16 protein-coding genes are annotated in these 14657 nt (G+C 72.1%); 1 reads left to right on the top strand and 15 read right to left on the bottom strand.

From position 1 onward, the window contains the following. Window positions 1-272 precede the first annotated feature (272 nt). From ACFXB5_RS28010 to ACFXB5_RS27950, 13 genes are all read right to left on the bottom strand, one after another. Window positions 273-578 (bottom strand): gas vesicle protein K, encoded by a 306-nt coding sequence (locus ACFXB5_RS28010; protein WP_020866465.1) that lies wholly within the window; start codon window positions 576-578, stop codon window positions 273-275. Next, on the bottom strand, window positions 575-793 hold the full coding sequence (locus ACFXB5_RS28005; protein ID WP_385212634.1) for a gas vesicle protein: 219 nt from the start codon (window positions 791-793) through the stop codon (window positions 575-577). The genes ACFXB5_RS28010 and ACFXB5_RS28005 overlap by 4 nt, the downstream gene beginning before the upstream one ends. Further along, the gene (locus tag ACFXB5_RS28000) at window positions 790-1596 is read right to left on the bottom strand and encodes a GvpL/GvpF family gas vesicle protein (protein ID WP_385212632.1); all 807 of its coding nucleotides are present in this window, start codon (window positions 1594-1596) and stop codon (window positions 790-792) included. The genes ACFXB5_RS28005 and ACFXB5_RS28000 overlap by 4 nt, the downstream gene beginning before the upstream one ends. Then, window positions 1593-1985 (bottom strand): gas vesicle protein, encoded by a 393-nt coding sequence (locus ACFXB5_RS27995; protein WP_385212630.1) that lies wholly within the window; start codon window positions 1983-1985, stop codon window positions 1593-1595. The genes ACFXB5_RS28000 and ACFXB5_RS27995 overlap by 4 nt, the downstream gene beginning before the upstream one ends. After that, entirely contained in the window at window positions 1982-2437 is a 456-nt protein-coding gene (locus ACFXB5_RS27990; RefSeq protein WP_385212628.1) for a gas vesicle protein, read from the bottom strand. The genes ACFXB5_RS27995 and ACFXB5_RS27990 overlap by 4 nt, the downstream gene beginning before the upstream one ends. A 3-nt stretch (window positions 2438-2440) precedes the next feature. Continuing rightward, a complete protein-coding gene (locus tag ACFXB5_RS27985) occupies window positions 2441-2692 on the bottom strand; it encodes a gas vesicle protein GvpG (protein ID WP_037952520.1) in 252 nt (83 codons plus the stop codon). A 2-nt stretch (window positions 2693-2694) separates the two neighbouring features. Continuing rightward, window positions 2695-3480: a GvpL/GvpF family gas vesicle protein gene (locus tag ACFXB5_RS27980; RefSeq protein ID WP_385212626.1), complete on the bottom strand. Its 786-nt coding sequence runs from the start codon at window positions 3478-3480 to the stop codon at window positions 2695-2697. Continuing rightward, complete coding sequence (gene gvpJ, locus ACFXB5_RS27975; RefSeq protein ID WP_201848271.1) at window positions 3480-3923, bottom strand: gas vesicle protein GvpJ; 444 nt, start codon at window positions 3921-3923, stop codon at window positions 3480-3482. The genes ACFXB5_RS27980 and gvpJ overlap by 1 nt, the downstream gene beginning before the upstream one ends. Window positions 3924-3953: 30 nt before the next feature. Further along, on the bottom strand, window positions 3954-4979 hold the full coding sequence (locus tag ACFXB5_RS27970) for an SRPBCC family protein (RefSeq protein WP_385212624.1): 1026 nt from the start codon (window positions 4977-4979) through the stop codon (window positions 3954-3956). Between the two features lie 5 nt (window positions 4980-4984). Next, window positions 4985-5506 carry a hypothetical protein gene (locus ACFXB5_RS27965; protein ID WP_385212622.1) on the bottom strand — a complete coding sequence of 174 codons (522 nt, stop codon included), beginning with the start codon at window positions 5504-5506 and terminating at the stop codon, window positions 4985-4987. Between the two features lie 139 nt (window positions 5507-5645). Then, window positions 5646-6788 carry a glutathione-independent formaldehyde dehydrogenase gene (locus ACFXB5_RS27960; protein ID WP_385212648.1) on the bottom strand — a complete coding sequence of 381 codons (1143 nt, stop codon included), beginning with the start codon at window positions 6786-6788 and terminating at the stop codon, window positions 5646-5648. 171 nt (window positions 6789-6959) lie between these two features. Further along, on the bottom strand, window positions 6960-8477 hold the full coding sequence (gene glpK, locus ACFXB5_RS27955; RefSeq protein WP_385212621.1) for a glycerol kinase GlpK: 1518 nt from the start codon (window positions 8475-8477) through the stop codon (window positions 6960-6962). Window positions 8478-8515: 38 nt separating this feature from the next. Continuing rightward, a complete protein-coding gene (locus ACFXB5_RS27950) occupies window positions 8516-9358 on the bottom strand; it encodes an MIP/aquaporin family protein (protein WP_385212619.1) in 843 nt (280 codons plus the stop codon). A gap of 241 nt (window positions 9359-9599) precedes the next feature. Between ACFXB5_RS27950 and ACFXB5_RS27945 the strand changes: the two genes are divergently transcribed. Further along, complete coding sequence (locus ACFXB5_RS27945) at window positions 9600-10871, top strand: FAD-binding protein (protein ID WP_385212617.1); 1272 nt, start codon at window positions 9600-9602, stop codon at window positions 10869-10871. 19 nt (window positions 10872-10890) lie between these two features. On the opposite strand, the gene ACFXB5_RS27940 is transcribed toward ACFXB5_RS27945, so the two are convergent. Next, on the bottom strand, window positions 10891-13284 hold the full coding sequence (locus ACFXB5_RS27940) for a phosphoketolase (RefSeq protein ID WP_385212615.1): 2394 nt from the start codon (window positions 13282-13284) through the stop codon (window positions 10891-10893). 192 nt (window positions 13285-13476) lie between these two features. Next, a complete protein-coding gene (locus tag ACFXB5_RS27935) occupies window positions 13477-14364 on the bottom strand; it encodes a universal stress protein (protein WP_385212614.1) in 888 nt (295 codons plus the stop codon). Between the last annotated feature and the right edge of the window lie 293 nt (window positions 14365-14657).

Below are 14657 nucleotides of genomic sequence, written 5' to 3'. Positions count from 1 at the left end.
GCCCGCGCCCCCCCCCCCCCCCCCCCGCCACCCGCCCGGGGCCTCGGGGTGGGGGTGGGGCTGGCCCATGCGGGCCAGCTTGCACTGGCGCGCGCCCCGCGGCGACCGCCCGCCGTGCACGTCGGCCGGTTGGGCGCGCTGGAGGTTGAGCGTGATCCCCACACCCGCACATTACTCGGCGGCCGGCGGATCCGGACCGGTTGTCTCGCGAATCGACACCGGATTCCCTGGTCAGCGGCCGGTCAGGGGTTGCGCTGGGGGCTGGGGGCCGGTCAGCGGTCGCGGGGCAGCAGGGGGCCCAGCGGGCCCAGGTCCAGGTTGAGGTCGTCCTCGGTCAGCCCGAAGTGCTCCCGCAGCTCGGCCATGTTCCGCTCCAGAGCCATCAGCGTCAGCCCCAGCTCCTCGATCTGCTCATCGCTGATGCCGCCCTGCTCGACGCGGCGCAGCGCCTGCCGCTCCATGAGCTGCCGCAGCAGCTCGACGATGGTGAGCACCAGACCGGCCAGGCTCCTGCGGACCGACTCCTCGTCCACCTCGATCCGCCGCCCGGGCCGCCGGGGAGCGCGGTCATCCGTCATGGCGGCCCCCCTTCACGGCGGTCATGGCGATCCGCCTCCCACCCGTCCTCGTTCTCCACCCGTACGGAGGCGATCAGGGCGCGCAACGAGATCCGCACCAGGTCGATGTCGGCGATGGACAGGGTGATCTCCCCCGCGATCACCACGCCTCCGGCGAGCACCCGGTCGAGCAGGTCGACCAGGGCCACCTCCCGCCGCTCGATCGCCCGGGTCACGACGGCGTCTCCTCCGGCTGGTCCTCCGCCCGCTTCGGCGGGGCGGTGAAGGAGTACGGCGGCCAGGGGCCGCTGACCTCCAGGGTGATGGCGGGGTAGCGCTCCGCCAGGTCGGTCACCAGGGCGGTGAACTCCTCACCGAGGGCGTCGGGCACCAGATAGGAGTTGTTCAGCACCATCCACCCCTCGTACGCGGCCAGCGCGGTGTCCTGCGGTGGATGGGCGGCCGTGGCCACCGCCAGCGCGGCCAGGGAGGCGTGGATCTCCTCCGCCCGCTCGGTCGCGCGCAGATGCGCGGTCTCCTGGTCCTGCCGCTGGGCACGGCGCCGCATCAGATAGGCGGTTCCGGGGCTCTCCTCGCCCTCGGTGGGCTCGTCCGGGTCGGGCAGGAAGGACCTGGGGTCGACATACGCCTTGACGCCCCACTCGGTACGGCCCGCCACCCGCCGCAGCGTGGCCGTGAAGTCGTCCCGGCGCTCCTGGAGCATCGCCCGGACCCGGTCGTCGTCGTGGTAGAGCGTGGCGAAGCGCAGCGGGATGACCTGGCCGTGGCGGGCCGCGCCGTTGATCACCCGGTGGTGGGCGCGGGCGGTGCGCTCCAGCCACTCCAGGTCCTCCAGATGGCCGCGCAGCGCGTCCTCGCCGAAGTCCTCCAGCGGTACGGAGCCCACGACGGCGGCCAGCCCCGCGCTCTCCACCAGGCGCACCGGCTCGTCCGCCACGCCGGTGAGCCCCCGTGGCGGGGCGCCGTCCTCCGGGGCGGCCGTCACCGCGTACAGCCAGGTGGCGAGGGAACCGTTCACCGTTCGTCCTCCCGCTCCGCGCCTTGGGTCCCGTGGTCGTCCTCCCGGTGCGCGCCGCGGCCGTCCTCCAGCTCGCCGACGCGCCGCCGCAGCCGCTCGTTCTCCTCCAGGACGTCCCGGGCGCCGGAGGAGAGCGAGGGGTCGTGCTCCCACCAGTCGATGCCCATCTCCTTGGCCCGGTCCACGGAGGCGACCAGCAGCCGGATCTTGATCGTCAGCAGTTCGATGTCCAGCAGATTGATCTGGATGTCGCCCGCGATGACGATGCCCTTGTCGAGCACCCGCTCCAGGATGTCGGCCAGGCTGGACGGCTCGGCGCCCCGGCGGGCGGGTTCGCGTGCGGCGCCGGCGCGCCGGACCGGTGGGTTCCAGTCGGAGCTCTGGTTCATGTCCGGTTCTCCGCCCTGCCCCGGTAGTAGCGCTCGGTGCGGTGGTAGGAGACGAGCTCGCCGCGGTCGTCCAGCTCGACCTGGTACTCGGCGAGGATGTCGGTGGAGTCCGGGATCCGGTGGGTCTCGACCACCTCGATGCCGATGGTCCAGCCGTCCTCCGTGCGCTCCAGCGAGGTGACGCCCTCCGGGGTCCGCCCGGTCAGCCCCTGTACGTGGCGGGCCGCGCTGCGCGCGGCGTCGCGGGCCACGAGCGCGGGACGCCGGGGGCGGGGGCGCTCCCGCTCGGGCTCGCGCCACTCCGGCTCGCCCTCGCGAGGCCACTCCGCGCGGTCCCGCTCCTCACGGGACCGCTCCTCACGGGGCCGCTCCTCACGAGGTCGTTCCTCACGGGGCCGGGCGCGTGGCCTCTCCTCGCGGTGGTGTTCCTCCCGGGGCCGTTCGCGGGGCACGGCTCATACCTCCAGGCCCCCGTCGGGCGGCCCCTGGGACATCAGCCTGCGGACCAGTTCGTCCTCCTCCCGGGCCGCCTCCTCCTCGGTGAGCTCCCCGCTCTCCCGGGCCTCCGCGACCTCCTCCAGCCGCTGCTTGATCACCTCGGGGTCGTACAGCTGCCGATGGGCCTCGTCATGGATCCGCTCGGCGATCCAGACGACGCCCCGCACCGGGGCCAGCGGCAGCGTGGCCAGGCCGGTGAACAGTCCCATGGCTACTCGTCGCCTTCCTTCCCTTCGAGCGTCGCGTCGGCCACGAAGTCGTACGGCGCCAGCGGGCCGAGCAGACGCATCCGGACCCGGCCGTGCCAGTGCGCGGCGAGCTCCTCGGCCGCCTCCTCGAACGCCTCCCGTTTCGCGTCCTCCACCAGGAACGAGGCGTTGATCAGCCCCTCGGGGGACGCCGGCTCCTCCGACACCGAGCCCAGCGCGTACGGCGCCAGCCGCCGGTCGAGCTCCAGCGCGTCCACGCTCCGCTTCGCGGCGATGCTGTCCATGACGAGCTGGCCGAGCTCGAGCCGCTGCTCGTAGCCCGCGTCCTCGGGCAGCCCCCGCAGCTCGTCGCGGAGCCGTCTGGCCTCGGGCTGTTCGGTCACCACCTCGCGCAGCACCGCGTCCTGGTCATAGCGGGCCCGCACGGTGAGCTGCGTACGGCCGCGGAGCCGGTCGAGGCCGCGGGCGAAGTCGTCGTGCCCCTCGGCCAGCAGCTCGTCCGCCACCGCCGCGGTGTCGCGCACCACGGTGCCGAAGCGGAACGGCAGCACCGGTGAGCCCTGCGCGGCCAGGTGGTCCAGCACCCTGGCGTGGGTGCGCAGATCCTCGGGGGTGCCCAGCGGCTTGTCGACGGGCACCTCGCTGACCACCGCGGCCTGGCCGCCCTGGCGGACCAGGGTCACCGGGGCCTCCGGGTCCCCGACGGCGGGCAGGTCCTTGACCGACTCATCGGGGCGGTCGTCCGTGACGACCCCGTAGACATAGCAGGCACGTCCGTCCTCGGCCATCACCGCTCGCGCTCCCTGTGGCTGGGGGAACCCCTGGTGCGCCGGGGCCGCTCCCGCTCCTCGGCCTCGGGTTCCCGGTCCTCGTCGTCATCGTCCCGCAGCAGATCCGAGACCGATTCCTTGACGCCCTCCAGGGCGCCCTTGGTCTTCTTCTTGCCGCCGCCCTCCCGGATCTCGTCCATGAGGCCGGGCAGACCATGGGTTTCGGTGCCGCTGCGGGCGAGGTCGAGTCGGTTGGTCGCCTCCGCGAACCGCAGATACGTGTCCACGCTGGCGACGACGATACGGGCGTCGATGGTCAGGATCTCGATGCCCACCAGGGACACCCGCACATACACATCGATGACCAGGCCCTTGTCCAGGATGAGGTCGACCACGTCGACCAGGGCGCTGGAACTCGCCCGGTCCAGATACTGGCTCTGCTGCTGCCGTGCTACGGTCACCGCGCTCACCCGTTCCGGGGGCGGGGTCCGTCAGCGGCGCGCGCGGCGCCGTGCGGGCTCCTCCTCGTACTCCTCCTCGTCGTATTCGTCCCGGGGCTCTTCGTCCTCGTACTCCTCGGGCTCCTCGGCCTCGTACTCTTCCCCCGGTTCTTCGCCCTCCTCGGGCCCCTCCTCGGGCTCCTCCTCGCGCTCCCGCCCCTCTCGTTCGTCGTCCTCCACGATCTCGCCGTCGTGCACCACGCCGCGCCAGCCCACGACCTCGTCGGGGTCGAGCAGCACCTCGCGCATGAGGTGGCGGCGGAAGTGCTTCATCTCCAGGCGCACCCGGCGGCCCTGGGCGCGCCAGAGGTTGCCGGTGCGCTCCATGAACCCCTGCGGCCAGTACTCCAGGACGAACAGGATGCGGGTGAGGTCGGGGGCCAGCTCGTGGAAGGTGATCGTGCCGTCCACATGGCCCTTGTCGGCCCGCGATGTCCAAATGATGCGCTTGTCCGGCACCTGCTCGATGACCTCGGCCCGCCACTTGCGGTGCGACCAGAAGACCTGGGCCTTCCACTCGGATTCCGTCCCGCCCTCGTCCTCGTCCCCGTCCTCGTTCCGGACGTCCTCGACCTTCTTCATGTACGAGGGGAAGTTCTCCCACTCCGTCCAGAGGTTGTAGGTGAGGGAGAGGGGCGCGCCCACGTCCATCTGCTCCACGATGTTGGTGACCTTGAGCTTCTTGCCGCCCTTGCCGCCGCCATCGCCGTCACCGCCGCCGAGGCCCGGGATGATGCTCTTGGCCGTGTCGACGACCTTCTCCTTGACCTGGTCCTTGACCTTCCCCTTGACCTGGTCCTTCATCTGCTCCTTGGCCGTGTCGACGACCTTGTCCTTCACCTGCTCCAGACCGCCCTTCAGCGCGCCCGACCCGGGGTTGCCCAGGTGGGTGACCGATGCCAGGGCCCGTTCGCCCAGCGCCGCCAGCAGGCCCTGCGCCTCCTTCAGCAGGCGGTCGGTGGGCAGCTCCCGGGCGAGCGCGCGCCCGCCGGTCTGCCCCTTGGTTTCCTCAGCCATGGCCCTCACCTCTGGCTTCGCCGCGCGGGCCCTTCGGAGCCGGTCCGCTTCCTGGTCTTCGCCGGACGGTCGGACGGTTCGCGCTGCCCGTCGGCGCGCTCACGCTGCCCGCCCTCGCGGGACCGTGCGGCGCTCCCGCGCTCGCGCTCGCCGCGCTCCTCGTGCTCCTCGTGCTCCTCGTGCTCCTCCGGCTCTTCGTCCTCCCCGGCCTCCGGCCCGCGGTCCCCCGCGCCACCGGTGCGCAGGGTCGCGGCGCGCCGCTCCAGCCGGTCACTCAGGGCGTCCATGCGGTTACTGGCCGCCGACATGGCCGCCTCGCGGCCCGCGGAGACCAGCCGACTGCCGATGTCCTGGCCGAGCCTGCCAAGCTCGGAGGACTTCAGCTGCTGGGCGCCCGGTGGGTTGAATCCGGAGGTGAGGCGCTTGCCCGCGGCGAGGCCGGCGAGGCCGAGGACCAAGGTCCCCCTGTGGCCACGCCCGAAGAGATAGCCACCGACGAAGGCCAGTGCCACCCGGCAGTTCTTCATGATCGCTCCTCCTCCCGGAGCTGAACGAGACAGCCGTTCGGGTGCACATAACCAAGTATGGTGCATATCACCCCATTCAGTGATGTTTTTGGTTATGTCGGCCGCAGAGGATCGCAGGGGCCACGGCGCCGAGGGACCGTCAGGCGGCGAGCGCCGGATGCAGCACCACTTTGGTGTAGCCCTCGACCCGCTTGTCGAACTTCTCGTACGCCTGCGGAGCCTGGTCCAGCGGCAGTTCATGGGAGACCACGAAGCTGGGCCGGGCGCGCCCGGCGATGATCAGGTCGCGCAGCTGGCGGTTGTAGCGCTTGACGTTGCACTGGCCCGTGCCCATGCGCTGACCCTTCTCGAACATCCGGCCGATGGAGACCAGCAGCTGACCGTGTTTGGCGTGCTCATCCGGGCTGCCGGGGTCGGAGGGGACGTACAGCCCCGGCACACCGAGCCGCCCGGTCGGCCGTACCGTGTCGACCAGCGAGTTGAGCACCGACGCGGGCTCCTCATGACTGGCGTCGTGCGCCTGGGCCTGGTAGCCCACCGCGTCGATGCCCTTGTCGGTGCCCTCGCCGCCGGTGCGGTCCATGATCTGCGGCACCGGGTCGCCCTTGCTGAAGTCGATGGGGACGGCGCCGATCTCCCTGGCCTTCTCCAGCCGCTCGGGGACCCGGTCGACGACGAACACCGTGGCGGCGCCGCGCAGCAGCGCGGAGTAGGCGGCCATCAGCCCCACCGGACCCGCCCCGTAGACGGCCACGCTCTCGCCCGGGGAGACCTGGGCCAGCTCACAGCCGTGGTAACCGGTCGGGAAGATGTCGGCGAGCAGGATGAAGTCGGTCTCCAGATCGCTCTCGGGCAGCTTCAGGCAGTTGAAGTCGGCGAAGGGCACCCGCAGCCGTTCGGCCTGGCCGCCCTTGTACGGGCCCATCGCCACATAGCCGTAGGCGCCGCCCGCGAAACCGGGGTTGACGGTGAGGCAGAAGCCGGTGTCGCCCGCGAGGCAGTTCTTGCAGAATCCGCAGGCCACGTTGAACGGCATGACCACGCGGTCGCCCTTGGTCAGCGAGACGACGCCGGAACCGGTCTCCTCGACCACGCCGAGGTTCTCGTGCCCGAAGACGATGCCGGGCTCGGCCGCCGTCCGGCCCTCGTACATATGCAGATCGGAGCCGCAGATCGCGCTGGAGGTGACGCGCACGATCACATCGTTCGGATGCTCGATCCGAGGATCGTCGACGTCCCTCACCGCCACCGAGTAGGGCTTCTCATAGACGACGGCTTTCACCTGGATCACCTCCGCGTCGATCGCTGACAAGCGGCGGTGGTGGCGGACACGGCGCGGTCCCAGGGTGTCTCGGCCACCACCGGGTACTTCCAGCGAACCGCCGCGGGACGCCCGGCGCAACCGGCGCGGTCGTTCCGCCCCGGGCCCCCGGGCCCCCGGGCCCCGCCGGGCCTACTCGACCGTGACCCAGTCCAGGGTGCGCTGGACGGCCTTCTTCCAGCCCGTGTACCCCTCCTTCCTGGTCTTCTCGTCCCACTGCGGCTCCCATCGCCTGGACTCGCTCCAGTGGGAGCGCAGCTCATCGGTGTCCCGCCAGAACCCCGTGGCCAGCCCCGCGGCGTAGGCGGCGCCCAGGGCGGTGGTCTCGGCGATGACCGGGCGGCTGACCGGTACGCCCAGCACATCGGCCTGGATCTGCATACACAGCTCGTTGTCGGTGACCCCGCCGTCCACCCGCAGGACGTCCATGTGGATGTCGGCGTCCCGCTCCATGGCCTCGACCACGTCCCGGCTCTGGTAGCAGATGGCCTCCAGGGTGGCGCGGGCGATGTGGCCATTGGTGTTGAAGCGGGTGAGGCCGACGATCGCGCCGCGGGCGTCGGAGCGCCAGTACGGGGCGAAGAGCCCGGAGAAGGCGGGCACGAAGTACACCCCTCCGTTGTCCTCGACGGTGCGGGCGAGTCGCTCGCTGCCCGCGGCGTCGTCGATCATCTTCATCTGGTCGCGCAGCCACTGGACGGCCGAGCCGGTGACGGCGATCGAGCCCTCCAGGGCGTAGACGGGAGGGCCGTCGCCGAACTGGTACGCCACGGTGGTGAGCAGTCCGCTGGCCGAGCGGATCGGCTCCGATCCGGTGTTGAGCAGCAGGAAGTTGCCGGTGCCGTAGGTGTTCTTGGCCTCGCCGGGGGCGAAGCAGACCTGGCCGACCGTGGCCGCCTGCTGGTCGCCGAGGACGCCGGTGATGGGGGTGGCGGTGCGCAGCGGGCGGGAGGTGCGGGCCTGGCCGTACGCCTCGGAGTGGGAGGAGGGGTTGATCGTCGGCAGCATCGCCCGCGGAATGCCGAAGATCTCCAGCAGTTCGTCGTCCCAGTCCAGTGTCTCCAGGTCCATCAGCATGGTGCGGCTGGCGTTGGTGACATCGGTGGCGTGGATGCCGGCGCCGGGGCCGCCGGTGAGGTTCCACAGCACCCAGGCGTCGGTGTTGCCGAAGAGGGCGTGGCCTGCCTCCGCGGCCTCGCGGACGCCCTCGACGTTGTCCAGAATCCACTTGATCTTGCCGCCGGAGAAGTAGGTGGCGGGCGGCAGCCCCGCCTTGCGGCGGATCACCTCGCCCTGGCCGTTCCGTTCCAGCGCGGCCGCGATGGTGTCGGTGCGGGTGTCCTGCCAGACGATGGCGTTGTAGTACGGGCGGCCGTTGCGCGGATCCCAGATCACGGTGGTCTCGCGCTGATTGGTGATGCCGATCGCGGCCAGGTCGGCGGGGGCGAGCCCGCCCGCGCGGAGGGCGTTCTGCATCACCGAGTTGGTGCGCTCGTAGATCTCCACCGGGTCGTGCTCGACCCACCCCGCGCGCGGCAGGATCTGGCGGTGCTCCAGCTGGTACCGCGCCACCTCGTCACCGTCGTGATTGAAGATCATGAAACGGGTGCTGGTGGTTCCCTGGTCCACCGCACCGATGAATTCCGGCATGCTGCCGCCTCTCGTGGGTGGGGTACGGCCCGGATCGGCTACTCGGGGGTCGGCGTGCGGCCCACCTCCGTTTCGGCCGCCGGGAGGAAGCGGCTGATCAGGACCTGGTAGAGGGCTGCGCCGATGAGCCCGCCGACCAGCGGGCCCACGATCGGCACCCAGAAGTACAGATCCCCGTACTGGTCCCGCCACGCGCTGCCGTATCCGGTGAGATAGCTGGCCAGCCGGGGGCCGAAGTCACGGGCCGGGTTGATGGCGTACCCCGCGTCGGCGCCCCAGGCCATGCCGATCGCGACCACGATCAGCCCGATGACGAAGGGCCCCAGATTGGCCTTCGGGGCCGAGTTCAGCACATCGGTGACGGCGAAGATGAGCAGCACCAGGATCGCGGTGCCGATGACCTGGTCGCGGAGCGCGCCCCATTCGCTGACCGGAAGGACTCCGTTGCCGGGGAGGGTGGAGAAGACGAACTGGGTCTTGAAGGTGTGCCCCGGGTCGGCGTGGCCCAGCGCCTCGGTGTAGTTCCAGCGCACCAGCAGGGCCCCGACGAACGCCCCGGCCGTCTGGGCCACGGTGTACGGCAGGACCTTGTTCCAGGGGAAGCCCTTGAAGGCCGCCAGGGAGAGGGTGACCGCCGGGTTGATATGGGCCCCGCTGAGCCGCGCCGCCACATACACACCGAAGGTGACGCCCAGCCCCCAGGCCCAGGAGATGGAGTCGTGATCGCCGAGCGCGCCCGGGGGCTTGGTGAGGTCGCCGCCCGCCACGACCTGCGCCACCACACCGCAGCCGAAGAGGATCAGCACCATGGTGCCCGCGAACTCCGCGCAGAGCTCGCCGAGCAGTGCCGACCTCGGGCGTTGTGGCTTGGGGGCGGTCATGGGCCCATCGTCGGGGCGCTTCGGCACGGCGGCCCGTCCTGCTGGGCCGTCCGGGTCAGGGACGGGCCAGGGACGGGTGAGGGACGGGCCATGGATGGGTCAGGGCCCGGCCATGGACGGGCCGTGGACGGCGAAACCGGGTCTGTACGGATCAGGGTGCGGACCTGTACGAAGGTGCTGACAACATCACCCATCGCCCACCCATCACCCATCGCCCTCCAGCCGAAACAGGACGACACGGATGCCGACCACCCAAGCCCCGACGAACTGGGCCGGGAACATCACCTTCTCCGCCGCCCGGCTGCACCACCCGGACAGCGTCGACGAGCTGCGGCGGATCGTCAGCTCCGCCGACCGGGTACGGGTACTGGGCACCGGCCACTCCTTCAACCGCATCGCCGACACCGAGGGCGATCTGGTGAACCTGGACCGGCTGCCGCACCGGGTGGAGACAGACCCCGGGAAGGGCACCGCGACCATCGCGGCGGGCATGCGGTACGCCCATGTGGCCCAGGCCCTGCACGCGGAGGGCTTCGCGCTGGCCAACCTCGCCTCGCTGCCGCACATCACGGTCGCGGGGGCCTGTACCACCGCCACCCATGGCTCGGGGAGCGACCAGCGCTGTCTGGCGGCGGCGGTCGCGGGGCTGGAGATAGTCGGCCCCGACGGCGAGGTGACCCGAATCAGCCGGGACGAGGACCCGGACCGGCTGAACGGGGCCGTGGTCGGGCTCGGCGGTCTTGGCGTGGTCACCGCCATGACGCTGGACATCGAGCCCACCTTCGACGTGGCCCAGTGGGTGTGGACCGGGCTGCCGCTGGACCGGCTGGACGACAGCTTCGAGGAGATCTTCGGCGCCGCCTACAGCGTCAGCGTCTTCACCGACTGGCGCTCGGGCGAGGGCGTGGTGTGGCTGAAGTGCCGCACCGATCTGCCCGATCCCCCCGAGCCCGGACAGCCGTGGCTGGGGGCCCACCCGGCCAACCGCCACCACCACCCGGTGCCCGCGATGCCGCCGCTGCACTGCACCGAGCAGTTGGGCGCGCCGGGACCGTGGCATGAGCGGCTGCCGCACTTCCGCCCGGACTTCACCCCCAGCAACGGCGATGAGCTCCAGTCGGAGCTGCTGCTGCCGCGCGAGGCGGCCTCGGCGGCGTTCGCCGCGCTGCGCGGGCTCGGCGACCGGATCGCGCCCGTGGTGCAGGTGTCCGAGGTCCGTACGGTCGCGGCGGACGAGCTGTGGCTGAGCCCCGCGAACGGCCGGGACAGCGTGGCCTTCCACTTCACCTGGGTCCCCGATCACGACGCGGTAGTCGAGGTGGTGGCCGCGATGGAGGAGGCGCTGCTGCCGCTGGGGGCGCGGCCGCACTGGGGCAAGCTGACCACGGCCGCGCCGGAACGGATCCTGTCCTCGTACGACCGGGCAGGCGACTTCGCGCGGCTGCTGGCCGAGCACGACCCGGCGGGGAAGTTCCGCAACGCCTATCTGGAGGGCTACTTCCCCACCGGGTGAGAGTGGCACCGGCCGGTGTTCAGCCGGTCCAGGACCATTCGGCGACCTCGGGCATATCGGTGCCGTGCGCACGGATCCAGGCCTGGTGGCGGGTGCGGGCGTCCTGCATCCGCTGCCGTACGGCCGTGGCGCGCACCGCGAGCCCGGGGGTCCGGTCGATGACGTCCATCACCAGCCGGTAGCGGTCCAGGTCGTTGCGGACCACCATGTCGAACGGCGTGGTGGTGGTGCCCATCTCCAGGTAGCCGCGCACATGGAGGTTGGGGTGGACGGCCCGGCGGTAGGACAGCCGGTGCACCAGCCACGGATAGCCGTGGTAGGCGAAGATGACCGGCCGGTCGCGGGTGAACAGGGCGTCGAACTCGTGGTCCGTCATCCCGTGCGGATGCTCCTCCTTCGGCAGCAGCCGGGTCATGTCGACCACGTTGACCACCCGCACGGCCACATCGGGCAGATGGCGGCGGAGGATCCCGGCGGCCGCGATGACCTCCTGGGTGGGCACATCGCCCGCGGCGGCCAGCACCACATCCGGCTCCCCCGCGCCGTTCTCGGTGCCGGCCCAGTCCCAGGTCCCGGCCCCGCGGGCGCAGTGGGCGCGCGCCTGGTCGAGGTCGAGCCAGTCGAAGCAGGGCTGTTTGCCCGCGACGACCACGTTGACGTAGTCGCGGCTGCGCAGGACGTGGTCGGCCACGCTGAGCAGGGTGTTGGCGTCCGGCGGCAGATAGACGCGCACCACCTCCGGGCTCTTGTTGAGCACATGGTCGACGAAGCCGGGGTCCTGGTGCGAGAAGCCGTTGTGGTCCTGGCGCCACACATGGGAGGTCAGCAGGTAGTTGAGGGAGGCCACGGGGCGCCGCCAGGGCAGTGAGCGGGACACCTTCAGCCATTTGATGTGCTGGTTGACCATGGAGTCCACGATGTGCACGAACGCCTCGTAGCAGGAGAAGAGGCCGTGCCGCCCGGTCAGCAGATAGCCCTCCAGCCAGCCCTGGCAGAGGTGCTCGGAGAGGATCTCCATGACCCGGCCGTGGCGGCTGAGGTGCTCATCGGTGGGCACGATGGACTCCTGCCACGCCTTGCCAGTCGCGTGGTAGAGGGCCTCCAGCCGGTTGGAAGCGGTCTCGTCGGGGCCGACCACCCTGAAGTCGCGGCGGTCGGCGGTGTCCTCCATGACCTGCTCCAGCAGCCCGCCGAGGACCCGGGTCGGCTCGTGCAGGGTCGCGCCGGGCTTGTCCACGGGGACCGCGTACCGCTCCAGGTCGGGCACGGGCAGCGAGCGCAGCAGCAGTCCGCCGTTGGCGTGCGGATTGGCGCCCAGGCGGCGGTCGCCCTCCGGGACCTCGGCCAGCAGGTCCGGCCGGGGCCGCCCGTCGGCGTCGAAGAGTTCCTCGGGGCGGTACGAACGCAGCCAGCGCTCCAGCTGCCGCAGATGCTCCGGGTTCTCCCGGACGCCCGGCAGGGGGACCTGGTGGGCGCGCCAGGTGCCCTCCACGGGAACCCCGTCGACCTCCTCGGGACCGGTCCAGCCCTTGGGCGTACGGAGCACGATGACGGGCCAGCGCGGCCGCTCGGCGATGCCCTCCTCGCGGGCGGTGCGCTGGAGCAGGGCGATCCGGTCCAGCGCCTCGTCCAGGGCGTGCGCCATGGCCCGGTGCACCTCGAGCGGCTCGTCCCCGGCGACGTGGATCGGCTCGTGGCCGTATCCCCGCAGCAGGTCGTCGAGTTCGGGTCCGGGGAGCCGGGCGAGCACCGCGGGGTTGGCGATCTTGTACCCGTTGAGGTGGAGGATCGGCAGCACGGCGCCGTCGTGGACCGGGTCCAGGAACTTGTTGGCGTGCCAGGAGCCGGCCAGCGGACCGGTCTCGGCCTCGCCGTCGCCGATGACGCAGGCGACCAGCAGCCCGGGGTTGTCCAGCGCGGCCCCGTAGGCGTGGGCGAGGGAGTAGCCGAGCTCACCGCCCTCGTGGATCGAGCCGGGGGTCTCGGGGGCCACATGGCTGGGCACCCCGCCGGGGAAGGAGAACTGCCGGAAGAGCCGGGCCATGCCCGCCGCGTCCCGGCTGACGTCCGGGTAGACCTCGGAGTAGCTGCCGTCCAGCCAGGAGCCGGCGAGCACCGCGGGGCCGCCGTGCCCGGGGCCCCAGACACAGATGGCGTCCAGGTCGCGGTCCCTGATGACGCGGTTCAGATGGGTGTGGACGAGGTTGAGTCCGGGTGAGGTGCCCCAGTGGCCCAGCAGCCGGGGCTTGATGTGGTCCGGGCGCAGCGGCTCGGTCAGCAGCGGGTTGGCCAGCAGATAGATCTGGCCCACCGCGAGGTAGTTGGCGGCGCGCCAGTGGGCGTCCAGGGCGCGGATCCGGTCGTCGGCGAGCCCGCCGTCCGGCGAGCCCGTCGTGGTCGGTGCGTCTGGCATGGGCCTCTCTCCCTCGTGGTCTCCGGTGACGTGCCCGTCTCGTGGTGTCCAGTTGTGTGCCGGCCGGTCGTGCTGCCTGTTGCGTGCCCGCCGGTCGTGCTGCCTGTTGTGTACCGCCAGTCGTGCCGCCTGTTGTGTACCGGCCGGTCGTGCCGCCCCTGTTGTGTACCCGCCTGCCGTGCCGCCTGCCGTTCAGTCCCGCTCCGGCACGATCACCACCGGGCAGGGCGCGTGGTGCAGGGCCGCGTGGGCGATGCGGCCGAGCTGCAGCCCGGCGGTGCGACCGTGGCCGCGGCGGGCGCCGAGGACCAGCAGATCGGCGGTGGCGGCGGCGTGGAGGAGCGCCTTGCGGGCCGTGCCCTCGACCGTCGCGTGGTGCACGGTGACCTCGGGGTGGTCTCGTCGGGGGGTCCGCAGGGCGTCCTCCAGCGTCCGCTCCGCCCGTGCCCAGTGGGCACGCACCGGGTCCCCCTCCAGCAGCAGTTCATCCGTCACCTCACCGGCGGGCGCGCGCCAGGCCCGTACGGCCTCCAGCGTGCGGCCGCCCGCCGCGGCCTCGCGGAAGGCGAACCGGACCGCGGCCGAGGGGCCGCCCGCCTCGCCGGGCTCGCCCACGCCGAGCACGATCCGGCCGAAGGCGCCGCCCCGGTTGGGCTCGCCGCCGCGTACGACCGTCACCGGGCAGGTGGCGCGGGCGGCGACCGCGAGGCCGACCGAGCCGAGCAGCAGCCCGGCGAGTTCACCGCGGCCGCGGGAGCCGACGACCACGCCCGAGGCCTCCCGCCCGGTGCGCAGCAGCGCGTCCACCGGGTCCTCCGGCAGGACCTCGGCGGCGACCTTCACATCGGGGCCGCGGCGGCGGGCGCGCTCCGCGGCGGACGCGGCGATGTCCTCGTCCCTGATCTGTTCCCAGGGGCGCTCGGGGTCGGCGGCGGGCGCGATGCCCTCGTACCGCTCCCACAGCGAGGCGTGGACCAGCCGCAGCGGCACCGCGTGCCGGGCCGCCGCGTCCACCGCCCAGTCCACCGCCTGGAGGCTGTGGTGCGAGCCGTCGACGCCCACCACGAGGGGGAGCTCCACCGTTTCCACCACCTTCCGCGCGGCGGTGCCGCGCTCGTGCCGAACGCCTTCGCCCCCCTGTCCCGACGCCTTCACCCTCCCGCCCGTGCGGGATGCCGCGCGAGGGGCGTTTCGGCCCCGCCGGGGGTCGTTCGGCCCAGGGCACCCGTGCGGGCCGAACGGTCCCGAGCGGACCCCGGGCAGCCCAAGAAGGGGGCCGGAGCGCCGTCCCACGCTGGGAGCGGACCGGGGCGGACCGGGGCGGACCGGAGCGGACCGGCCGGGACGGACTGGGGCGGACCGCGGAGGCACGG

The organism is Streptomyces sp. NPDC059455 (genome assembly GCF_042750115.1).
Taxonomy (GTDB): Bacteria; Actinomycetota; Actinomycetes; order Streptomycetales; family Streptomycetaceae; genus Streptomyces; species Streptomyces endocoffeicus.
Note: the sequence above shows the minus strand (reverse complement) of the source record. Positions and strands in the feature narration are given on the sequence as shown.